Here is a 24,450-nt window from a genome sequence, read left to right as displayed (position 1 = left end):
TTACTTAATCCAATTCAAATTCTTTTTTCCAGTCCACTTCATCTTTCCACGGTTTTTGTTTTGTTTTATCCAGAAGGAATGAACCCATGCAAAGGTAATCCATATTGGTTCTCATAAAGCAAGTATATGCTTCTTTAGGTGTGCATACGATAGGTTCACCCCGAACATTAAAAGAGGTATTGATAATAACAGGACACCCTGTTTTTTCATAAAAGGCTTTTATCATGTCATAATATCGCGGATGGTCTTCTCGGCGAATGGTCTGTATACGAGCAGAATTATCCACATGTGTAACCGCAGGAATGTCCGAACGAATTACCTTTAATTTATCAAATCCTGTGGCTTTCTTTTCTTCCTCTGTGAGTTCACGCAGGCGTTCTTTTCGAACATTCGCAACCAACAACATATACGGACTTTCTACGCCATTTAGTTCAAAATACTCATCGGCATGTTCGTATAATACGGTAGGAGCAAACGGACGAAACGATTCACGGAATTTTATTTTAAGATTTAGCACAGATTGCATTTCCCGAGAACGGGCATCACCCAAAATACTTCTTGCTCCCAAGGCACGCGGACCGAATTCCATTCGCCCCTGAAACCAACCCACCACCTTCCCTTCATCTATAAGTTGAGCAACGCGTGTTGCAATCTCTTTTTCTGAAAGTTTTTCGTAAGGAATGTTTTCCTCTTTTAGGAACTTTTCAATATCCTCATCGGAAAACGAAGGACCTAAGTAACTGGCTTTTTGTCGGCGTGAGTGGGCTATGCGTTCTTTGCCATAGACTTGATGCCACGCCAATAAAGCACAACCTAACGCATTGCCTCCATCACTGGCACAGGGCTGTATCCAGATTTCCTCAAAAGGTCCTTCCCGCAACAATCTACCATTTGCCACACAATTAAGTGTAACACCGCCGGACATGGCTAACTTTTTCAAACCTGTTTCTTTATACACATGTCTTGCAATTTTCAGGACAATCTCTTCCGTAACGATTTGTATGGATTTTGCTAAATCCATTTCCCTTTGTGTAATCTTTGATTCCGGCTTTCGTGGAGGACCACCAAAAAGTTTAGCAAACCGATTGTTAGTCATTTTCAAACCGGCACAGTAATCAAAATATTTCAGATTGAGGCGGAACGAACCATCCTCATGTATATCCACAAGTTCTCTCTTTATCACATCTACATACTTCGGTTCTCCATAAGGAGCCAGCCCCATCAATTTATATTCGCCACTATTTACTTTGAAACCTGTAAAATAGGTAAAGGCAGAATAAAGCAATCCTAAGGAATGTGGAAAACGAATTTCCTTTAATAACTTTATCTTATTCCCCTGACCGATACCATAGGCAGATGTCGCCCATTCTCCAACGCCATCTAAAGTGATGATAGCACTTTCTTCGAAGGGACTTGGATAAAATGCGGACGCTGCATGGGATAGGTGATGTGTTGAAAATAATATTTCTCCTTCATAATTCAATTCTCTTCGAATGGTTCCTCGCATGTTTAATTTTTCAGAAAGCCACGAGGGCATTTGAACAAAGAAAGAGGATATACCCGCAGGAGCAGTGCCGAGATAGGTCATTAGCAATCGTTCAAATTTTAGAAAAGGCTTATCGTAAAAGGCGATACAATCAATATTGGATATTCCAATATTTCCTTCTTTTAAGCAATATTCAATCGCATTTTTGGGAAAGCGCGGGTCATGCTTCTTTCGTGTAAACCGCTCCTCTTGTGCAGCGGCGATAATTTCGCCATCAATAAGTAATGCTGCGGCACTGTCATGATAAAATGCAGAAATTCCGAGTATCTTCATTACCAGTCCTTATAAAAATTCTGTAAGAATATTACTGATTATTCATGCCGTTTTGCAATAAGATAATATAATAACAAAAAAATTCTTGACTTTTTTCTTCTATAATTTGTATATTGCATATATAATTTCTTTTAATACAACCATTGATATGATTAAATTTGTTTTGTAATCATGTGGGAGCAGGAAATATGTCCGATGAAAGAAACAACGAAAACAGGATAGCAGAAGGTCTTGTAAAAGGTGAGTATATCACTCAGGAGGAGTTAGAAAGGGTCCGTGAACGAGAAAAGACCAGCGGTGTTCCCTGGCATAAACAACTTATTCAGATGGGAAAGGTTACCTTCTCGGTTATTGAGGATGTCCTCCGCTATGAATGGCATTCGAAGGATACACAAGAAAAGCATAAATCTTTAGGTATGGCTCTTCTTGATGATGGTGTAATTACAAAAGGGCAGTTAGAGGAAGCACTTCGGGTGCAGAAGCGAACGAACCGTTTGTTAGGAAATATTCTTCTCGAACTTGGGTATGTCACCAGAGAAGATATAAGCAAAACACTTGCAAAACAACATAATCTTGAATATGTGGATATACGAACGGTAAAACCAGACCCTGCCGCATTGAACACGATTTCAGAGGCTCTGGCTCGTCGTTATCAAGTACTTCCTATATATGTTGAAGGAGATAAAGTGAGCGTTCTTATCTCTACACCACAGAATGTTCAAAAGACAAAGGACTTATCTGTACTCACCGGAAAACGAATTTACCCTATGTTAACAGCGGTTGAGGATATGACGGCTGTTATAGAAAAGTGGTATCGAGGAATAACATCGGTTAATGAAAACAATAATGTAGATGTGAAGCCTGTAATGAAAGAAGTAAAAAGAGTGGAGAAAGTAGAAGAACCCAAGAGAAAGGATAAGGCTATGGATGCTGATGTGAAAGTAAAGAAGGTTGAGGTGAAAAGCAATGAAGTAGATAAAAGATTTGAGCAGATAGCGAAAGAAGCATCCGGGACATCTGCTATTAATACGGTGAAAACAATTCTTGAAGGTGCGGTGAAAGCAGGGGCAACGGATATTCATCTTGACCCTCAGGAGCCCGAAATGCGTGTTCGTTATCGTATTGATGGTATATTACACGATGTTATGAGCATTCCTCCTTCTATGCAAAACGCCGTTGTATCCCGTGTAAAAATACTTTCTGACCTTGACATAACAGAAACAAGACATCCACAGGATGGACACATGAACCTTGAAGTTGAAGGAAGAGAACTGGATATAAGAGTTGCAACATTACCTACATTTTTAGGTGAGCGTGTTGTATTGCGATTGTTAGACCAATCGGCTGTTTTATCAGGGATTGGCGACTTGGGTATATCGGAGAAAGAACAAAGCCGCCTTATAAAACTTATTGCACAACCTTATGGCATGATACTTGTCACAGGACCTACGGGGAGCGGTAAAACAACAACCCTCTATGCGGCGCTAAACCAGAAGAATGTTATGACTGAAAGTATCGTTACTCTGGAAGACCCTGTAGAATATCAGTTATCTGGCATTAATCAGGTTCAGATAGACCCAGATATTAATGTTACATTTGCGAATACTTTAAGAGCCGCTTTGAGACAGGATGTAGATGTTATCCTCGTGGGAGAAATACGCGATACGGAAACAGCACACATAGCCATAAGAGCTGCAATGACAGGGCATCTTGTATTCAGCACGCTTCATACTAACGATGCACCTGATGCTATTAATACGTTAAGGAATATGGGGATACCTTCCTACCTCATTTCAAGTGCATTAACAGCAGTTATTGCCCAAAGGTTGGTCAGGAAGATTTATGAAGAATGCAAAGTTCCCTATAAACCAAGCACTTCCATACTTAAAGAAGTTGGATTGCCTACAACTGTGAAAACTTTGTATCACGGTAAGGGATGTAATAATTGTTATCACACTGGATATAAAGGAAGAACGGGGATTTTTGAAATATTAGAAATTACACCACAAATTAGGAAGTTAATTGCAGAAGGTGCTACTCCTGAAGTTATTGCACAAACGGCAAAAATGAAAACAATGGCAGACCATTGTAGAGAAAAAATTAAAGAAGGTATTGTTACGCCTGAAGAATTTTTAAGAGTTGTAAGGCTATAATTTACTATGGAAAAGTTGTTACTTTCTTGTGAATTTTTTTATTTTTATTAACAAAATACTAACATGAAAATTTTTTATTTTTTACTTTTGTGGAAAAGATAAATTTATCAACAAAAAAATTCATAACATATCAACAATAAAAAGTTGCTTTTGAATATGAAAAAAGGATAATCTTTTATAGTTATCCATAAATAAACATATACTACTGTTACTACTACGATATTTTTAAATATAATAAGAAGTAAGAAGAAGAAAGTAACTGTTGGAGGAAAAATATGAAAATAACAGTAAAACAGGAAAAATTAAATGAAGCATTATCAAAGGTGAGAAACGCAGTTCCTGCAAAATCATCATTACCAATTCTATCTTCTATTTTAATAACTGCAGAAGATGGTTTATTAAAATTAACAAGCACAGATTTACGGATGACTATTGAGCAAGAGTTAGATGAATGTGAGATAGAAGAAGAAGGAAGGGTTACATTAAGGGCTCATCTATTTTCGAATTTGCTTTCTAATTTACCAAAAGGTGATGTGATTATTAAATCTATGAGTGAAACTTCAGTAGTAGTTAAGAGTGGTCGGACAGAAGTGAAATATGTAACAATGCCTCCCGATGAATTTCCACCTGTAATGTTTGTAGATGATGTGGAACCTATAGTTATTTCGGAGTCATTGTTGTTGGATATGTTTCGTAAGGTAGCGTTTGCAGTGTGTACTGAGGAATCAAGATATGCGTTGACAGGGGTTTTGTTTGAGATAAATGGTGGAAATCTTACTGTGGTTGCAACGGATGGGAAGAGAATGAGTCTTAGGAGAGAAAGGGAATGTGTACCTGTAAAAAGGAATGTTCGTATAACGATACCGGAGAGGACGGTGAAGGAACTAATGAGCCAGATGGATGGGACAGGAGATATAAAGGTGTTTGATGGTGAATCAAGGGTATCATTTGTGTTTAATAAAACAAGGTTAACAAGTAGTTTGATAGAAGGGACATTCCCGAATTATGAAGTTGTTATACCAAGGGATTATAGTAAGCATGTAATAATAAAGGCGGAGGAGTGGAAATCCGTTTTGAGGAGGGCGGAAGCGATGAAGTTTATGTCTGTGAAGGTTCTTGTCCAGAAAGGTCGTATGGATATAGAGGTTCAAAATCCAGAAGTTGGTGAATTTTCAGATACAGTAGAAGTTGAATATGAAGGAGATGAAGTTAAAACAGGATTTAACATTGAATATTTGGTAGATATTGTTGACCATATAACATCAGATAAATTAGTAATGTCTATGAAAGATGGAGGTAGTCCTTGTGTTATAAAGCCATTAACTCCTGAGGCGGAAGGAGATGAGAGATATATAAATATTATAATGCCTGTGAAATTATAGTATTTGTGGAAAACTTGTGAATAAAGTTAGTTTTATTTGTTTCTTTATTAAAATCTCTACTTATTTTAGTTAAGTTTTTTATTTATAAGTCTTTATTTATGCATATTGTAGATGATTTTTTGATTGTTTTTTGATTTATTAACAGTGTTTGTGGAAAAATTGTTAATAATTTAATTGAAAAGAAGGTTTGGCAGATATGAAAACGGTTCTTGTTGTTGTTGCTCACGGAGATGATATGGAGTTTATGTGTGCAGGGACGGTGTATAGATGGATGAAGGAGTACAATTTTCCTGCTTATGAACTCATATTAACAGACAATAGGAAGGGAACATATACATTAAAGGAAAGTGAGATTATTATTAGGTCAAAGGAGGAGGCGATTGAAGCAGGTAAGGTGCTTGGGTTAAGGGAGGTAAGGTTTGGTAATTTTATAGATGGAGAATTGGAAGATATACCAAGAAAACATATAAGAAATATTATTATAGATATGATAAGGGAAGTAAAAGCGAATATAGTTTTAAGTTGGGACCCTTTTGCTGCTGGAGAGGACCATCCAGATCATAGAGTTACAGCAATGGCAACATACGAGGCTATATCTTTTAGTAGCAATCCAAACTTTGGGACACCAGGAATTTATCCACCTCATTTTGTTTCGGAAGCGTATTGGTTTGCTAAAAAGCCAGAGAATGCATTTACCTTTGTTGATATTACAGATAGTATTGATAAGAAAATAGAATCTTTGTTAAAGCACGAAACACAAATGGAACTTACATTTGATTCAATAAAGTTGGAGGCGGAAACATTAGGTATTGATATATCAGGTTTTGCGAATGTAGATAGAGATGTAAGAAATCAAATCATTGCAAATGCAGTAAAGGACTATACCGCAGAGAAGGGGAAAGTTCCTGGTTATAAGCACGCAGAACAGTTCCGCTATGAAAAGTTTGGAATGATAGAGATGGTATTGGGTCAGGAAATAATAAAGCCGGAATTTCCGCCGATAAATGTGTAGAAGAAGAAAGAAAGTAAATTACTAAACTCACCTGTTTTTTAGCAATTCAAGTATCTTCTTTGCATTTACCAGTTCTGCGTTCATTTTTAAGGCTTTTTCTGCATACTCCTTTGACATTTCATAATTGTCCATTTTGTAGAAGAGAAAAGCAATATTACTATATATTTCTGGGTCTTGATTAGAGATTTGCAGTGATTTTTCGAATAGAGAAAGAGCCGCATTATATCTGCCTAAGTAAAGATAGGAAGATGCAAGGTCATTATAGGGCCCTGCTCTTAAAGGATAAATTTCTATCGCCTTTTGTAGGTGTGGAATGGCTTCTACATATCGTCCCTGTTTAACTAATGAACTACCTAAATTACAAAGTGCTATATAGCTATTGGGTTCATACTTCAAAGTAGTTCTGAAAAGTTTTTCACTATTTTCCCATACAGAAGCATAAGATATAGAAATCACGGAAAAGACGATAACTATCAGGGTCAAAATAATATTGGATATTTTATAGGTTTTCATTTTAACTTCGGATAGAAATGTGCAGATTAATATACACAAGCCTATATGCGGTATATATGTAAAACGGTCTGCTATAAGATGGTCTCCGAATGGAATAAATCCAATCACAGGAACCAGAGGCAATAAGAAAAAAGCAAGTGAAAGTAGGTTTTTCTTGTATTGTTTTCTTATCAAAATCCAGGTCGAAATGAAAAGCAAAACTACAATTGCAGAGACTATAACAATGTCAAGCCTATCATATACAGGAATACCTTTGGTATAACCAAAAAAAGGGTAATATTCGGCTCCATAAGGGATGTGCAAAGTTGTAGGGAAAAAGGTAAGGATGAAATAAAGAGATAAAGAAACAATTATCCGTGATACTTTTTCTTTTATAGTTATAGATACAGGTATAATTGCTTCCTGCTCCGAATGGATGGTTATAAATATAAGGAATAAAGAAAAAACAAAAAAGGGGACATAAGATAGAAGTTTTTTTATAAGAGGGAAATTTTCTTTCTTTAATAACATGAAATCTATAACAGGAAGAAACAAAGGGAAAACCATACTTATAGGTTTGGACATAGCAGAACAAAGAAAGAAAAGGAAAGAAAGCAGGTAAAATTTCTTTTTTCTTGTCTCTATCCAATTAATGTATTCCAACAACATGAGAAGAAGAAAGAGAGTGCAGAGTAGGTCTTTTCTGCTGGCTATCCATGATACGGTCTCTACACGCATTGGATGGATAGCGAACAGGCAAACAGATAGGAATTGCACGAATCTGTCCCCAGTAATTTTACAAAGAAATCTCCACAAAAGGAGTGAGTTAATAATATGAATTAAAATATTTATCGCATGGTGTCCACCTGCTTTATTACCAAATAAATGTGTGTCTATTCTATGAGATATTTTTGTTATAGGTGCCCAGAAACCATCATCAGTGGAGGTCATAGCCCACGATAAAAAAGAGTATGTCCATACACTTCCCTTTTCCGCTTTGGCGACAGTATACAGATAATCATCATAATAGATAAAATCAAAATATACTACCTGCCCAAATACAGATATAACAATTGCAATCAGAAAAGCATTCCATGTAGGACATTTTGAATGGGGATGTGTCATCAGGGATTTGATACCCGAAATTATGCCTACATCTTTCTGGATGCTACATGAATTTGAATCGCAATCCATAGTCATCTTTAAATGAGATTTTCGGTATACTTTTCCCAGAGTTTTAAAAATTTCTGATACAGGGTCTCACTGTCTCTGCTTTCCGCTAACGATATGATATTTTCTTCTTTGTTAAGAAAAGCACCAATCTCGGACATAATATTTAGATGTTCTTCTACATTTTCTTTTGGAGCGATGATGAAAAAAAATACTCGGCTCAATTTTCCATCAAGAGAGCCATAAGCGACGCCTTCGGGTGAAACAAGTATACCTACAATGAAATCGTTAATACCCTCCACTCTACAATGGGGCAGGGCAAGCCCACGGGTCAATGCGGTTGAACCTAACATCTCGCGTGCCTGTAAAGCTCCAGCGATAAAATGTTTTAATGTTTCAGAGTTTTCACTACCGATAGAGGCGAGTTCTGCTATCTTTTCGATTACAGAATGTTTAGAGAGAGGCTCACGATATACACAAACAGTAGTTGGTTTTACATATTTTCTTAAATCTACAGACATAATTAAGTGCCAGCATATATTTTTTTAATTGTTCTTTGTCTACACCTATTATAAACGATTTAAAAGAAAAAAGTTTTACTAAAAACAATTATTATATGGAATTATAAAAATTTTGCTAAAGTTTATATAAATTATGCCGATAAAATAGATGAAGGATATGTAGAAAACTCAAGGATGAGGCTTATGAACATTATGATGGAAAATATAATAACAGGGATTGTAAAGCCAGTAAGCGGGCTGACAGGAAAAGAGCAGAAATTAGAAGAACCTGCAGTCCGTAAGAATGAGAATGCAACTTCTGCCCGCTACGAAGAGGGAGAACTTCCCATCGGGTTAGGTGTTGTTCCCATTATACCAACGGGTTCCATTTTTATCCCGCGGGAATTGGTTCTGCCCAAAGAAGAGAAGCCATTAGAGGTTGAGGTAATTCCTTCTAATAATCAAGCACTCCTACCGCAAAAGGTAGAAAAGAAGCAGGAAGAACAGAAATCCGAACAAGCACCTGCATCTGAACAAGATGTAAAAATTGAAACCCCGAAAGTGGCAGAAAAAGACAATCATTCATTAGATATATTAGTGTAATTAATCCCCTTTGAAAAATTAATACCCCAAGATTTTTCAAAGGGTTTTTTATTTGTATTTTAGAAAGTTTTCTTTTGTTGGTCTAAGACTTTTCGAATTCGACGGGCAAGGTCGCGGGCTACGATGGGCTTCATCACGATTTCGTCAATTCCTAAACGGGATAATTCTTCGGATGAGAATTCTCCGCTGAAACCTGTGAAGAGAATTACAGGTATATCGGGACGAAGTTCTTTAACCCATCGTGCTAAAACTTCACCGGACATTTTGGGCATTGCTTGGTCTGTTACGACAAGGTCAAAACGGTCCGGGTTTTGTGTAAAGACTGCTAAAGCAGCTAAGGCATTTTGGCATACTTCAACATTATATCCCCATTGGGTTAGTACTCTTTTTCCTAATTTACAAACAGATTCTTCATCATCTACAAAGAGGATACGCTCTTGTCCTTCTAAGGGTTCTTCATCTTGCTTTTTCTCAAGAACAATAGGATTGTCAATTCGCGGGAAATAAGTGTAGAAAGTGGAGCCCATTCCTGGTTTGCTTTCTACAATAATAGTTCCTCCGTGTGCCGTTACGATACCATGCACAACAGCTAATCCCATACCGGTTCCTTCGCCGGGCTTTTTTGTAGTGAAGAAAGGGTCAAAGATACGCTCTAAAATAGGGGGTTCCATCCCATGTCCGTTATCGCGCACGGTTAATTTTACATAGGCTCCAGGTTTTAGTTTGGGATGGATTTGTGAAGCATCGCTATCTAAGGTAACATCCCTCACTTCCACTTCCAATTTTCCACCTTTGGGCATTGCCTGAATGGCATTGGTGCAGTAATTCATTACAACTTGATGTATTTGTGAGGGATTGCCCATAATTGCTCCGGAATGAACATCTACATTATCAATAATATCAATGGTAGGTGAAGTCGTTGCTCTAAGGAGTTTCAGGGCTTCCCGTGCAATAACATGTAAATATAAAGGACTGCTTTCTTCGCCGGTTTGTCGGCTAAATGTTAGAATCTGCTTTACAAGGTCTTTTGCACGATGTGCCGCCTGTAATACCTCTTTCAGGTCTTCGTGTAGAGGTGTTTTTTTAGGCACTTCATTGATGGCCATGTCTGTTAGACCGATGATAACGGCTAACAGATTGTTAAAATCGTGAGCAATTCCTCCTGCTAAAACGCCTAAACTTTCCAATCGCTGTGAATGTTGAACCTGTTGTTCAGCCCTTCTGCGTTCTTCTTCTTCCTGTTTTTGGATGGTTATATCTTTTATGGAACCTAATATTCTGTAGGCTTCGCCTGTCGCATCAGGTAGGACAACACCCTGGTCTTCTACATAACGATAATCACCACTTTTATGTCGCAATCGGTATTCTACACGAAATTTTCCAATCTCCTGTTTTGCTACTTCAATATGTGCCTTGACACGCGGTAGGTCTTCAATATGGATATGGTCCATCCATCGTTGTAAATTGATTGTGTCTAATTCTCGCAGGAGGTAGCCTGTTACCTGAGTTACGGCTCCTCCCCATTTAACTTTACCCGAATGGAGGTTGCAGTCATAAATCATCATACCGGTTTGTGCGGCTAAAATACGATAGCGAGAAATACTTTCAGAAACACGCTCTGAAGTGATGCTTTGCGTGTCTTCTAAAGGTTGTCCTATGGCGATGATGCAGGGCTGGTTGTCTGTATTAAAACTCTGTGCTTGAACTTCTATCGGGATTTGTCTGCCGTCTTTGGCTAAAATTACAGTTTCAAAAGATACCTGCTGATGTTGGAGAATAGTTTCAATTCTGCCCTGTATTCCATCAATGCGATTTTTAGGAATGATATCCCGAAGGCGGAGTTGGAGAAACTCTTCGCGTGTAAAACCGGTCATTCGAAATACAAAATTATTGGCATCCAGGAAACGACTTTCCCGTATATTGTCGTTCAGCTCAAAGATTAATACCGGATTACTGCAATTATCTAATAAGAAGCGGTTTAAAGAATCGTATACAAACAAGGCACGGGACCGCTCTTCTGCCAGTTCCATCAATCTACGGTTCGTTTCCCAGAGTCCCACTTCTGCTTGTTTCATTCGTAGCAAGATACGAATGCGGGTTATCAATTCTGTTATATCGCAAGGATACATTAGAAAGTCATCTATCCCCGCAGCCATCAATTCCCATCGACGTGAGGTAGATATATCGTAATTGACAATAAGCAATATAGGGATTTTTGAAGTGTTTAGGGAGGTTTTCCAATACCGGCATAATGTAAGACAGGATTCATCTCCGAGAGTGCAATCAATAATCAAACAATCCGGCACAAAGACCTTTATATAGTCCATCACTTCTTTTACAGAATATACGCGGTCAATGTGGCATTCGGGAAGATGTTCTAATATTGCTGGGAAAAGGGATTGATGAGGTCCTTGTTGAGGTTGAACAGAAAGCACACGATACAATTTAGATGAAAATGGCGTATTTTCGGAAGAAGTATTTATGGAACTTCCGCTATTATCTACCTCAGAATTTTCTGCTTCTTCTAATTCTGATAGGGATTCTTTTTCTGTTGAAGGTTTCTTTTTCATAGGCACTCGTGATTAAAATATAACTAATAATAGTTTATATTAATATATCTTGTTAAAGGAAACAGCGTGAGAAAAAAGTTAATTCAAATAATAAAATATACCGCCATCAGCATTGTTGTTTTCTTATCTATAATTATTATATCTGTTTTCGGCGTTTGGTCACTATTTTTAATAAAAGACTCTGTATCTTTTAAACCCACAAAAAATATTTTCATTAAGTTATCAGGTCTCTCTATTTTTCCTAATATTTCTCTAAAAAATATTTCTGTTCAATTGAATGATTATAACACAGATTTAGAGTTTCAAAATATTCAGATACAATTATCTTTAAGAAAGCCACAAAAGTTATGTGTTTCCATTGAATCGTGTAATATTCATGTTGATACAACATCTCCATTTTCAAATAAACTGAAGGAAGAAAGGAAAACCAATCAAGAAACGAATGTTCCTAATTTCCAATCTTTTTTTACCTATCTACCTCAAAAGTTGTTTGTTAAGAATATTTCTATGTTTGTTAATAATCACGAAAGGACATTGTTTGTATCAGGTATTCCACTTACTATTGACAAAGCCCAAAACCTTATTTCCCTTTCCTCTACGGGTGCTATTATGGAAGTTACCTATAATGGGCAGAAAGAATCGCTTACAGGTACGGTGGATATACATTACCAACTCCAGAAGGAGTCTCAAGAAATAGGAATGAATATCCAGTTCGCACCTTATATGCTTGCACAGGGAAAAGTAAACTTTGATAACTCTATGCAAAGAGTGAATATAGAAGATATGTCCTTGTCCCTTGATGAAAATGTATCTCAATCCTTGTCGCCGTTAATCTATTCTATGTTTTCTTTACCTGTCGACTGGCAAAAAATTCAGGTATCCCATCTTCAGGGTAGTGTTTATTATCAAGGTGCTCGGTGGATACCTGAGAATATTAACGGGGAAATGTTCTTTTCTTCATTAACAATAGGTGATAAAGAAAAACCATGGCTCCGATATACTTCTGAAATACATATCCATTCTCAATACAAGGAAGATGAGAAAGCAACCGAAGTGGTAATGAATAGCGATAAAGCCCCTGTATGGAAGATGAACTGGAAATATAATCATGTTAACCAGAATACCTATTTAGATTTTTCTTGTGGGACTATACAAGGGAAAACTATTCAGGAGGTATCCCCTTATTTATACAATACACTATTACTCAAACAAATAGAGCCTTTTTCTGTAGAATGTTCTTTGGCGCTTCAAGGGATTTTACCTGTTCTGGAAGGGAACACTCAGGGGAAACTATCAATTCCTAATATAGATAGTATCCGACTTAATAGTGATGTAAAATTTATTGCGGATAATAAGGGTTCTAACCAAATAAAATGGTCGGGTGATGTGAATGTCCTCTCCTATCCTATTCATTTTTCGGCTGAATGGATTCCTTTTACCACTTTTATTTCGCATATTCAAACAGAGAAGTTTCCAGCAAAATTTATACAGTTGTTAACTCCTTCCTTAGTAAAGAAGGCATTAGAAACAACACTTGCAGATATAGAAGTGGATATAAAAGGGAAGGAATGGAATAAGGTAGACTTACAATTCAAAGGGGTGTTATCACCAGAAAAAGAGGATGAAGAATATCTACCTATTGTGCCGTCGGAATTTGGTTTTCAGGGAATAATTCAGAACTTGGAAACGGTTGTGGGTGCTTTTCGGCTCTCCTCCGAGAATTCTACTGATTTTGAATTAAATCCTTGCAAATTATATATGTTTCCAGTATCGTTAGAAGGGGATATGAAAACAAAAATTTATCTTTCGACCCTTTCTTCGGAATTCCTTCCTTTTTATATTCCGGGCAAAGCGGAGTTTCATGGGAAACTTCATTGGAATGGAAGTTTGAGAATTAAAATACAGGGGTCAGGTTCTGGAGAAGGTTTAGGCATAGGTGGATATATGCTTCCAGAAGGAATTCCTTTATGTTTTAATACGGATATAACTGGGGATTTTTCGGATTATACATTTGAGATTGAGAATTTAATGTTGGGATTTAAGAATTGTGAACTGGCAAAAATTCAAAAAGGCAGGATACTCCTGACTTCGGATAACCCCAACCTTGCTGTAAACATTCAAAATCTGGATGTTAAAGGAACTTTTAACGATTTACAGGATTGGGGAATTTCGCAAGAGAGCCAGGGAACTTATTATCTCTCTTTGAAAAATTTTGAATATAAAGATAATCAGGTCAAAAATGGAGAGATAGAATGGAATGTGAATATCTCAAAATTGGGCATACCTGCATGGCAAATACAGGTAAATAATTTTGTATCACAATTACAGCCTCAAAATTTAAGGAATACAGATTTAGCCGTTGATATAAAAATAGATGAGATTGCCTTACAGAAAGTGAAGATTTCTCAAATAGAAAATAGTTTGCGATTAAAATTCCTACCTCCCGAAATAGAAATAACCCGCATGAATGGAAATTTATGGAAAGGCAAATTGGATACACAAGGGATTGTTCAGAAAAAAGAGGGTTCACTTATAGGGAACATTGCGGGTGAATATGCAGGTGTTGATTTGTCTCAATTTACTGCGGAAGTTCAACCTCCATGGGTCAATCTTTCTGGACGGGCTAATGGTAATTTTGATGCAAATATAAATTTTACGCAGGGACAACTTGTCGAGGGGAATTTTAGTCTTCTATGTCCCGAGGGATTGACCATTAACCGTGATGTTCTTCTTCGATTAATTTTATATTTACAGAATGTTAGTATCGTTCAAAAGCAATTAGAAAAATTATTAGGAAAAGAAGACCCGAAACCGTTTACCAATGGAGAATTGACCGTAGGATTTAAGGATAATCAAGCAACCGTTTCATTACTTTTAACAACGCCCAACATGAATTTAGCACCTATTTTCTACATCAACGCCGATTGGAAAACGCTCTGGTCTCTCATCACTACACCCTCCGATGTCCAGATAGACATCAAATAACAAGAATCTTTATAGATTATAGGTAATACCTACTTTATTCTTTATTTAAGTTTGAGTGGGAATGTAAACTGGATTCATTATCCGAGAAAATATAAACCTGTTACCTATGTTTTATTTTTTATAGAATTGGAGAGGTAAAAGCAGAGAATTGAAGGTAAAAAGCGCTGTTTTTTCTTACCGCTCCTATTTAGGTTTATAATTTTGAAACATTAAGGAATGATTTTTTAGAAAATTCTCTTTATTATTTTTCCTTGCGAATTTCGCAGGATAATTATGAAAGGAAGTTTGCTTGGAAGGTAATGGGTAGCACAGCCAAAACAGAGGTCATAGGCTCTAAAAGCCATTTCTATTTTATTGAGCAGTTCCTCAGTAATACTCCCATCCCCATTTTTCATTAACTCCTTTGCAGATTTATCTATACTAAGAGATATTCTCCCCGCGTTATTTTGTGTAGCCACGATGAGGTTGACTTTCCTAAGTAAACCTTTTGAGTCTGTTTCATAATGGTGGAATAAAGTGCCTCTAGGGGCTTCAACTGCTGCAATTCCAATTTCTCCCACTTTAGAAGGAATATTTCTCAAATCTTTTCCCGTTATCTCAGGGTCATTTACAAGTTCTATCATTCGTTCGCTTGCATATATTATTTCAATAATCCGTGCCCAATGAGTAGCAAGTGTGTAATGCACCGGTTTACCTAAAGTTTTTATATACTCTTCATAAGCCTGTTGTGCCTTAGGAGTAGCCATACTTTCACATGCGTTTAATCGCCCAAGTGGGGCTACGCAATAAATTCCACTGTCTATGCCATCTTTGAAGCCTTTCCAACCAACATTTTTAAGATAGCAAAACTTTATATATGTCCAAGGCTCTACATGTTCACCTATATGGTTTCGGTATTCCCGAGGGTCGAATTTTACATACTCTTTTCCATTTGGGTCTACAACCCTTATCATTCCGTCGTAAAAGTTTACTCTATTTCCAGAGTCTACCATCCCCATATAGTAAGTCTGATGAGTATATGCCGGAGAAGTAACTAAATTTAAATACTCGTGGTTTTCAAGTATGATTCGCTTAAATGTGTCAAGAGTAAAAAGGGCAAATTCTAAGTTATCCTGAGCCAATTGCTTAATTTTTGATAACTCATCTTCATCAATACCTTTAGCCACTCCACCTGGTAAACCTAATACGGGATGTATTACTTTACCCCCTAAATAAGAAATAAGTTCCCGATTTCTCTTTCGAATAGAAATTAGTTGTTTTGCAATATCAGTTCCTACTTTTTGAATTACACCAATTACATTTCTTAATTCTTTTGGTGCGCCGGTGCCAACAATAAAATCAGGACCTCCGAGAATGTAGAAGTGAAGAGCATGGTCTTCAAACATAAATGCATTGTAAACGAGTTCCCTTATTTTTTTCGCAGTAGGAGTAGACTCTACATTAAATAATTTATCAAGCGTCTTTGCACTTGCTATGTGATGTGCGGTTGGACACACACCACAAATTCTCGAAGTTATTTGGGGCATATCTTCCGGAAGTCTACCTTCACAAAATTTTTCAAAACCTCTTAACTCAGGAATCTGTAAATATGCTTTTTCGACATTTTTATTATCATCAAAAAATATTTCTATTCTTCCATGCCCTTCTAAACGAGTAATCGGGTCAATAGAGACTTTCCTTTTTAGTTGTTGTTCCATACTCTATATTCCCCTCTCAAGTTTTCCTTTTAATAAACTTTTTGAAAGATGATATCTATAAAAAGTGCCTACAGGGTCTATTATTTGTGCATAGTTTTTCTCTATTTCCTCTTCGTTTTTTCCACTGGACAACGATGCAAACATAGATACTGCTTTTGCGCCAAAGTCTACTATTCTCGATGTGGGACCAGTACATCCTGTACAAGGCATATTTCCATTTATACATAGAGCCTCGCAGCCACCACGAGTTACGGGACCCAAGCATAGAAACCCTTGAGCCAATAAACATTTTTCAGAGTCCACAAGATTTTCACAAATCCTTTTATATTCTGTAATCGAAAGGTCTGTGGGTTTAGAGTCTTTTCTCGGGCATTCTTCACAAAGGGCTATGTCCGGTAGTAATGTAGAACCTGCAGCTGGCAAATTACCACCGAGTAATGTATTTACAGCATTAGCTATTAATTTCGGTGTTGGAGCACAACCCGGCAGGTAATAATCTACCGAAATGACCTCATCTAAAGCCCTTACCTGGTTATAAAATTTAGGTAATTCTAACTGTTTTCCATTATTATCAGCAGATGTAGTTTGAGGGAGCAATTTAGTATCGTTATCAACAGTTGGAGACTCAATATAAACATCATTTAAAACTTCAAACTTACTGTAGAGGTTAGCAAGAGCAGGAATGCCACCAAAACAGGCACAAGAGCCAAAGGCTACAATTAAATGGGACTTTTCTCTCAATAAATGAGCAATTTCTTTTTGTTCGGAGGTTCGAATTGCCCCATTAATAAATGCAATATTAATTGATTTATCTGGTAATGCTTCCACATCTCTCTTTTTAAAGTCCATGGCAACTGGCCAAAATACAATGTCTACTAACTTTACAACTTCAAGTATATCTTCTGCCAAATCAACTACTGCTTCTTCACAACCTCCACAAGAAGCACACCAATAAAATGCTACTTTCGGCTTTGAAGACATTGTTCTATTTCCTCAATTTATATATTCAGACTCTCTGTCTAGTTTTTCTAATTCTCTATCCCAGGTAATAAATTTTTCAGGTAGATTTAGTGGTCCTAATTTTCTTATTTTGTCTGTCATTTCGTTTATAACAGTCTTTACCTTTTCACCTTCTGCACCGGATATCCATTCCAGTCGCACCCTATCATATTCAATTCCAAATTGAGTTAACATTTTCTTTAGCAAAGAGATTCTTCGGAGAGTTTTATAATTTCCCTCGCTATAGTGGCAATCTCCAGGGTGACAGCCCCCGATTAAAACGCCGTCGGCTCCATTCGCAAAGGCAGACAATACAAATTGAGGGTCTACTCTACCTGAGCACATTACTCTAATTATCCTCACATTGGGGGCATAGGATAACTTAGATACTCCTGCCAGGTCTGCAGCGGTATAAGTACACCAATTACAGAAAAACGCAATGATTTTAGGTTCCCAGTTTTGTTCACTCATACACAAGAAGTCCTTCAATTTCATTCAATATTTGTTCATCCTCGAAAAGATTTTGTTTCATAACACCACTCGGACAAGTAGCACTACAAGTACCGCATCCTTTGCATAAAGTCTCATTTACAAATACTTTTTTCTTCGATTCGTCATAAGAAATAGCAGAGTAAGGACAAATATTAATGCAGGATTTACATCCACTACAAAATTCATCCAGCACATAAGCAGTAATGGGTTCTATTTCAAAATATCCTGCATCAATCATAGCCATTGCCTCCGCAGCAGAAGCACCTGCTTGCGCTACGGTATCAGGGATGTCTTTAGGTCCTTGACAACATCCAGCAATAAAAATGCCCTCTGAAAAGGTACTGACAGGAGCCAATTTAGGGTGCCTTTCCTGGAAAAAGCCTTCAGCGGAAAGACCTATGTTTAATATATGTGCGAGTTTTTGTGTGTCTTCGGAGGGTTCCAAACCTACTGATAGAACTACCATATCTACAGGGATTCTCCTAATGACACTTGCTAAAGTATCTTCAACTCTTAATATTAGTTTTCCCTCTTCTTCCTTCACAAGGGAAATATCTGTTACTTCGGCAACCTTCCCACGGATAAAATGTACCCCCTCTGTTAAAAGCCTATCATAAAATTCTTCATACATTTTACCCGGGGTACGCATATCAATATAGAAATTGTAAATTTCTGCATGAGTATGTTTTTTTAGTAAATAGGCAAGTTTCAAAGAGTACATACAACAAACACGAGAACACCATTTATTGGCTTTTTCACTGCGTGAACCAATGCAATGAATAATACCAATTGATTTGGGTTTTGTCCCATCTCTTAATATTACCTCACCGGCAGTGGGACCCGACGCATTAATCAGTCTTTCTACTTCAAGTGAAGTATATACATTAGGATAAACTCCATAACCATATTCGGGCTCCTTTATAGGATCGTATGTTTTGAAGCCGGTGGCAACAATAATAGCACCAACCTGAATTTCTCTTAACTCTTCTTTTTGATTGAAATCAATAGCATTGCGTTCACAGGCAGATAGGCACATCTGTTTACATTTTCCCGTCTTGAAATGGATGCATGTCTTATCATCAATTATGGCGGAATTGGGTATGGCTTGTGGAAAAGGTATGTAAATAGGTTTTCGCTTGCTTAAGCCTAAATTAAACTCATCGGGAAATTTTGCCTCTTTATAGAAACAATTTTCTACACATTGCCCACATCCTATACACAAATCTTCCCTAACATATCGAGGATTTCTCTTAATCGTAACTTTGAAGTTTCCCACATATCCTTCTATCTTTATCACTTCTGAATTGGTCCAGAGTATTATATTTTTATTTTCTTTAATGGCAGACATTTTAGGAGTTAAAATGCAAGCGGCACAGTCCAGAGTAGGGAATGTTTTGTCGAACATTGCCATGTGTCCACCAATGGTAGGCTTTTTCTCAACGAGATAAACCTTCTTGCCACCAGAGGCTAATGTCAAAGCAGAATGTATGCCTGCAATACCCCCTCCTATAATTAAAACATCTTGGTGAAATGATACTCTTTTTTTCTCAAGAGGTTTATTATGCCTAACCCTATTTATTGCTGCATTGCACAAAGCCTTTGCTTTTTCAGTGGCTTTTTCATTATCTGAATGAACCCAAGCTACATGTTCTCTAACATTAACCATTTGAAGATAGAATGGATTTAAACCTGCTTTTTCTAAAGTATTTCTAAAAGTTTTTTCATGAAGTAATGGCGAGCAGGACGCCACAACAATTCTGTTTAACCTATGTTCTTGAATATCTTTTTGTATTAACTCCTGACCTGGGTCAGAACACATATATTTGTAGTTACGTGACACCACAACATTATCTTTTTTCACTATAAACTCTCTTACTTTGTCTACATCTACTACGCCTGCAATATTTGTCCCACAATGACAGATATAAAAACCGATTCGTATTTCCTTGTTATTTGTTTTCATATTAAAGCTCGCTCAAATTCTGGTGTTAGTGTTAAACAACGTCTAATTCCTAACTCTTTTAAGGAGAGACCCATTGCCAACCCCAGAACTTGTGTGTAATACAATATGGGTAACCCAATATCTTCCTCATATATTTTCATAATCTTTTCTTGCTGAAATTCTAAATTAAATTGACATAAAGGACATGTAACCACGATAAAATCCGCATTTCTTTTCTTTGCTTCCTTTAATAAAACATAAACAAGTTCAAGTCCTTTTTCGGGAATATTTGAAGTTATAATTGCTCCACAACATTTAGTCTTTAATGGATAATCTAAAACATCAACTCCTGTGAGGCCAACTAATATATCCATATTTTTAGGATTGCTCGGGTTATCAAACTCGCAATAGGGTCTGAGAAGTTGACAGCCATAATAACAAACAGCTTTAAAACGCTCCAGTCGCTTTTCTATGTTTTGAGATATTTTCTCCATCCAGCCATCATTAACTAAGATATCTAAAGGGTGCCTAACTTTGACATTTCCAGAATAGGTTAATCCTACTTCTTGTAACATCTTATTTGTTTCTGTTTTTAATTGAGGATAGTCCCTTAAATTATGATTTGTCCTATTAAAGAGATAATAACAAGCAATACAGGGTGTAATAACCTCACTACCCCCTTCTTTCTCTAACATAGCAAGGTTTCTTGAAACCAAAACTAATGATTTAATTTCATCGAACCCAAGGTAAGTTGTAGAACCACAACAATTCCAATCTTTAACTTCTTCTAATTGAAGACCTATTTTTTGGCACACTTTTAACCATGATTCTTCATATGCCTTTCCCATACCTCTTAAAGAGCAACCTGGATAGTAAAAGTATTTCATTTACTGTTTTCCTCTACTTTTTTATTTGAGAAGGCTAATATTTTCTTTAGTTCTCCACGACTTTTTATTTTTTCTGGGATTAAGGTAAATCTACCTGTTAACAGCATTTTTAATCCTAAACCCGACATGCGAAGCAACTTTAGAAAACTAACTTTAAGTAGAACAATTCCCATTAAATAACTTTCAGAAATTCTACCGTTTTTATGAATCATTTTCACCGATTCTTTTGTTAGAAGCACAATAGGTGCTTTTTGGGGATAATGGTTATCCTTTATTGCTTCTCTCTTTATTAGATACATTAAATCCGTTATTTTAATTTCCTTTGGACAGCGGACTCTACATGAAAAACAACTTGCACAAAGCCACGGTGTAAAACTGGACATGACTTCTTCTTTAAAGCCTTCCCTAATTAAATAGATAATCTTGCGAGGTGTATAATCCATAACATGGGAAAATGGGCAAGTAGCACTACAAGTCCCACATTGAATACACCTTCTCAAATTTTCGCCTCCAGGCATCGATTGTATTAGGTTGGCAAAATTTGCATCTAACTGTCTTTCGTATAATACTGATTTAGTGGTTAGTTCTTGCGCCATAATTTTTTATATAAAAAACAATTATAATTTTTTATTTTTAAATATATATCTAATAATATATTGTATTATAGTAATATTATCTATATATTGTCAAATAAATATAAAATAATTATATTTAAAATATTAAAAACAAAATATCGTAATAAATAAATTCTATAGAACATAGGTAATAGAACATAGGTAATAGATTTATAATTTCCTTTCCGTTTTAGTAGAGATATCCTATTTGATAACCTATAGGAGATAGGTAGCAGATTTATACTTTCTTTCTTTCCAATCGTAAGGGCATGGCATGCCATGCCCTGACAAGACTATAAGGACAAGAAGATTGTAGATGAAGCATCCCTGCTTCGGGATCTTTCATCTTTGTACACTTTGTGCAAGAGCTCTGTGCTCTTCGTAGTAAAAAAGAATTAATCACAGAGGACACGAAGGAAATTTCACACAAAAACCACAGAGAAGGTGCGAGCGAAACATATTTCGCTCCTACATTGTGAACTCTGTGCAAAATCTTTGTATCTTTTGTGGTTGAAAGATTTATCCAATTAAAAATACCCGAAGCGAGGACGGTTCCGTTCATTAAATGAAATAATGGATGATAGATTTTTTTCCATTTGTTTTTATTCGTGTCTATTTGTGTAATTCGTGGTGATAATTTTTTGACCAATTGAAATCCAATCTACAAAGAGAAAAAATAGTGTATGTCAAGTTGGAAGAGATTTTCTTTCCTTCTTCATTCGTGTTTTTGTATCCTTTATGGTATTATGAGGACTCTAAAATCTATGTATTCTTTATCTCCTATAGGTACTCAATTAAATAAACAACAAAGGAAAAGCCAAGCATGACCAGATAGGGCAGAATATTCTCAAAAGCGACCAATCCCATAAAAAGGGAATAAGGTAATGAAATATCAAAAGCCAAAAAATCAACATCGAATAAATTCTCTAAGCAGTGATTGGATAAAAAGAATAATCGTTATTAAAAATAGTTTCCTTTGTTATTCCATCGTATAGAATGTTTCTTTTGATATATTGCAGGTCTTTTTTCGATATTGAAGGGTTGATTATAGTATGATAATGAGCCAAATGTATTAAAATCTTTTTTAAAATATTGTAAACCTTTATGAAGGAGCCATGCCTTGGTTGAGTATGTAACACTACATTGGATAGATTTAACGATTATCGGCGTTTATATGGTAGGCTGTTTTGCTTTAGGCACCTACACAAGTCGGTATGTTGAGAATGCAGGAGACTTTTTTATTTCTGGTAAATCACTCCCTTTCTGGGCGATTGCTTTTTCTATCGTGGTGAGCGACATTGGGGCTTTAGATTTCGTTGGTGTTGCTGGAAATGCTTACAGATATGGAGTGTCTGCTGCCAATTTTGACTGGTTAGGTTCTATGCCGGCTATGGTATTTGCAGCATTTATATTCGTTCCCTATTTCTGGCGTTCGGGTGTGTTTACCATTCCCGAGTTTTTAGGGAGAAGATATAATTCAGCGGTTCAGGTAATAAATGCTCTTATCTGGACTTCTGTAATGCTGTTGTCTCTGATGATAATGTTATGGACGACGGCAGATGACCTTGTTTATACGATTTTAGGCTACAAACCGATATACACAGTTTGGGTGATGGCAGGTGTAACAGGTTTTTACACATTTGCTGGGGGCTTATCTGCCGTGGTGATGACCGATGTGGTTCAGTTAATCGTGATGTATGTTGGCGGTTTAGGTTTATTAGCGTTAAGTCTCTGGGAAGTTGGTGGATGGAGTGTTATGAGAGCCAAAATAGAGTCGCTTGGACCTGAATATGCCAATCATTTTACAATCCTTCTGCCGAATAGTACTGAAAATCCTTTCCCATGGACAGGGATTGTTTTCGGTCTGGGTATCGTCCTTGCTATTGCGTATATGAGTGGAAATCAAGCCATTGTTCACAGGACATTGGGTGCCCGTTCTGAATGGGATGCTAAAGCGGGTATGCTTATGGGAGGTTTTCTGAAATCTTTTATTCCGTTGATGGTAGCCCTGCCTGGACTTTGTGCTATTGTTTACTTACATGAAAGGAACATTATATTGCATGAACAGGATAAAGTTATCCCTACCATGATACGGATGATGTTACCACCGGGACTACGGGGGCTTATGTTTGCGGCTCTTTTTGCTGCGTTGATGTCCAGTATTTCTGGCACTCTTAGTTCTGCTTCTACTATATTTGTTACAGATATTTTCAATAAACTCTGGACCTTGGGAATGAAGAAATCATTGGATGAAAAGCAGGCTCTATATGTAGGACGCGGTTTTACTTTATTTCTTATCATAAGTAGTGCCACTTTTGCAGAACAGATTTCACGAGTAGGTGGAATTTATAATTTTATTCAAACTATATTGTCTCTATTTCAAGGTCCCTCACTGGCTGTTTTATTGCTCGGAATTATGTGGAAGCGTGCTACAGGTTGGGGCGGATTGATAGGTTTGTTATCGGGTGTTTTCTTCTGCTTTGTTTTGTGGTGTGTTCCTAATTTATTCCCTGCGGAAGACCCGTTCCTATTTGTTTCCATGTGGTCCTTTGTTTTCTCAATCATTGTTACAGTTATAGTTAGCCTTCTAACCCCGCCGGAATCCGAAGAGAAAATTCGTGGTTTGGTCTGGGGTTCTGTTGTTCAGGATATAAAAGCACAAGAAGCATTATCGGAAAGGGTTCAATAATGAATGTTTATACAAAAGTCATATTTTTTATACTTTTTGTTTCTATAATTTGCCCCCTGTTTTCTATAGGGGCATTTGCACAAACAAATGAAAATACTTTCAAAGATGTGGATATTCCCAAAGCAGATGTTTCTTTTATATTTCATTTTGCAGATAAGGTTGTAGATGGTTGGTTAGCATTTTTAGATGGACTGGGCAGGACATTTGACCCTATTATAAGACCTATTTTCAGACCCATTACAACATTTTTGGAACGTACTTATCAGCCTTGGGCAAAAATATGTGCTTTGGGATTATTTATTGGCACGATGCTCTGGGTATGGTTTGGGATGCCGAAAGAATATGTCAACTTAGGTAGAAAAAATAAAACTGTATGGACAGATTTAAGGTTCTGGACGATTATTTCCATGCTTCCTCACATAATTGTATATTTCTACTTCTAAT

General features: G+C 36.7%; 17 protein-coding genes. 7 read left to right on the top strand and 10 right to left on the bottom strand.

The annotated features are described in order from the left end of the window. Positions 1-4: 4 nt before the first annotated feature. Positions 5-1,819: a carbamoyltransferase gene (locus PLA12_00260; GenBank protein HOQ30922.1), complete on the bottom strand. Its 1,815-nt coding sequence runs from the start codon at positions 1,817-1,819 to the stop codon at positions 5-7. 188 nt (positions 1,820-2,007) lie between these two features. On the opposite strand from PLA12_00260, the gene PLA12_00255 reads away from it, so the two are divergent. The 3 genes from PLA12_00255 to PLA12_00245 all read left to right on the top strand — a co-directional run bounded on the left by PLA12_00255 (position 2,008) and on the right by PLA12_00245 (position 6,366). Continuing rightward, on the top strand, positions 2,008-3,972 hold the full coding sequence (locus PLA12_00255; GenBank protein HOQ30921.1) for an ATPase, T2SS/T4P/T4SS family: 1,965 nt from the start codon (positions 2,008-2,010) through the stop codon (positions 3,970-3,972). Between the two features lie 275 nt (positions 3,973-4,247). Further along, positions 4,248-5,354 (top strand): DNA polymerase III subunit beta, encoded by a 1,107-nt coding sequence (dnaN, locus tag PLA12_00250; GenBank protein ID HOQ30920.1) that lies wholly within the window; start codon positions 4,248-4,250, stop codon positions 5,352-5,354. Between the two features lie 196 nt (positions 5,355-5,550). Beyond that, positions 5,551-6,366, top strand: a complete 816-nt coding sequence (locus PLA12_00245; GenBank protein HOQ30919.1) for a PIG-L family deacetylase — start codon at positions 5,551-5,553, stop codon at positions 6,364-6,366. 27 nt (positions 6,367-6,393) lie between these two features. On the opposite strand, the gene PLA12_00240 is transcribed toward PLA12_00245, so the two are convergent. Next, positions 6,394-8,052, bottom strand: coding sequence for a tetratricopeptide repeat protein (locus PLA12_00240; protein HOQ30918.1), 1,659 nt, complete (start codon positions 8,050-8,052; stop codon positions 6,394-6,396). A gap of 8 nt (positions 8,053-8,060) precedes the next feature. After that, positions 8,061-8,549, bottom strand: a complete 489-nt coding sequence (locus tag PLA12_00235) for a PTS sugar transporter subunit IIA (GenBank protein HOQ30917.1) — start codon at positions 8,547-8,549, stop codon at positions 8,061-8,063. A gap of 183 nt (positions 8,550-8,732) precedes the next feature. Here PLA12_00235 and PLA12_00230 point away from each other — a divergent pair, with 183 nt between their 5' ends. Next, a complete protein-coding gene (locus PLA12_00230) occupies positions 8,733-9,131 on the top strand; it encodes a hypothetical protein (GenBank protein ID HOQ30916.1) in 399 nt (132 codons plus the stop codon). A 59-nt stretch (positions 9,132-9,190) separates the two neighbouring features. On the opposite strand, the gene PLA12_00225 is transcribed toward PLA12_00230, so the two are convergent. After that, positions 9,191-11,701, bottom strand: a complete 2,511-nt coding sequence (locus PLA12_00225) for a response regulator (protein ID HOQ30915.1) — start codon at positions 11,699-11,701, stop codon at positions 9,191-9,193. Between the two features lie 66 nt (positions 11,702-11,767). Between PLA12_00225 and PLA12_00220 the strand changes: the two genes are divergently transcribed. Next, the gene (locus PLA12_00220; GenBank protein ID HOQ30914.1) at positions 11,768-14,686 is read left to right on the top strand and encodes a hypothetical protein; all 2,919 of its coding nucleotides are present in this window, start codon (positions 11,768-11,770) and stop codon (positions 14,684-14,686) included. A 224-nt stretch (positions 14,687-14,910) separates the two neighbouring features. Here PLA12_00220 and PLA12_00215 read toward each other — a convergent pair whose 3' ends face one another. From PLA12_00215 to PLA12_00190, 6 genes are read right to left on the bottom strand one after another with little or no spacing between them, the layout of a single operon-like run. Beyond that, positions 14,911-16,383 (bottom strand): Ni/Fe hydrogenase subunit alpha, encoded by a 1,473-nt coding sequence (locus PLA12_00215; protein HOQ30913.1) that lies wholly within the window; start codon positions 16,381-16,383, stop codon positions 14,911-14,913. Positions 16,384-16,386: 3 nt separating this feature from the next. Then, the gene (locus tag PLA12_00210) at positions 16,387-17,364 is read right to left on the bottom strand and encodes an oxidoreductase (GenBank protein ID HOQ30912.1); all 978 of its coding nucleotides are present in this window, start codon (positions 17,362-17,364) and stop codon (positions 16,387-16,389) included. A 12-nt stretch (positions 17,365-17,376) separates the two neighbouring features. After that, positions 17,377-17,853, bottom strand: coding sequence for a hydrogenase iron-sulfur subunit (locus PLA12_00205; GenBank protein HOQ30911.1), 477 nt, complete (start codon positions 17,851-17,853; stop codon positions 17,377-17,379). Continuing rightward, positions 17,846-19,837 carry a CoB--CoM heterodisulfide reductase iron-sulfur subunit A family protein gene (locus tag PLA12_00200; GenBank protein ID HOQ30910.1) on the bottom strand — a complete coding sequence of 664 codons (1,992 nt, stop codon included), beginning with the start codon at positions 19,835-19,837 and terminating at the stop codon, positions 17,846-17,848. The genes PLA12_00205 and PLA12_00200 overlap by 8 nt, the downstream gene beginning before the upstream one ends. Then, positions 19,834-20,703 (bottom strand): CoB--CoM heterodisulfide reductase iron-sulfur subunit B family protein, encoded by an 870-nt coding sequence (locus PLA12_00195; GenBank protein HOQ30909.1) that lies wholly within the window; start codon positions 20,701-20,703, stop codon positions 19,834-19,836. The genes PLA12_00200 and PLA12_00195 overlap by 4 nt, the downstream gene beginning before the upstream one ends. Continuing rightward, positions 20,700-21,203: a 4Fe-4S dicluster domain-containing protein gene (locus tag PLA12_00190; protein ID HOQ30908.1), complete on the bottom strand. Its 504-nt coding sequence runs from the start codon at positions 21,201-21,203 to the stop codon at positions 20,700-20,702. Before PLA12_00190 ends, PLA12_00195 begins: the two co-directional genes overlap by 4 nt. Positions 21,204-22,437: 1,234 nt before the next feature. Between PLA12_00190 and PLA12_00185 the strand changes: the two genes are divergently transcribed. Together PLA12_00185 and PLA12_00180 are read left to right on the top strand one after the other, a co-directional pair. Next, positions 22,438-24,006 carry a sodium/solute symporter gene (locus PLA12_00185; GenBank protein HOQ30907.1) on the top strand — a complete coding sequence of 523 codons (1,569 nt, stop codon included), beginning with the start codon at positions 22,438-22,440 and terminating at the stop codon, positions 24,004-24,006. Next, entirely contained in the window at positions 24,006-24,449 is a 444-nt protein-coding gene (locus tag PLA12_00180; protein ID HOQ30906.1) for a hypothetical protein, read from the top strand. The genes PLA12_00185 and PLA12_00180 overlap by 1 nt, the downstream gene beginning before the upstream one ends. Position 24,450: the final 1 nt, after the last annotated feature.

This window comes from Candidatus Hydrogenedens sp., assembly GCA_035378955.1.
Classification (GTDB): Bacteria; Hydrogenedentota; Hydrogenedentia; order Hydrogenedentales; family Hydrogenedentaceae; genus Hydrogenedens.
Note: the sequence above shows the minus strand (reverse complement) of the source record. Positions and strands in the feature narration are given on the sequence as shown.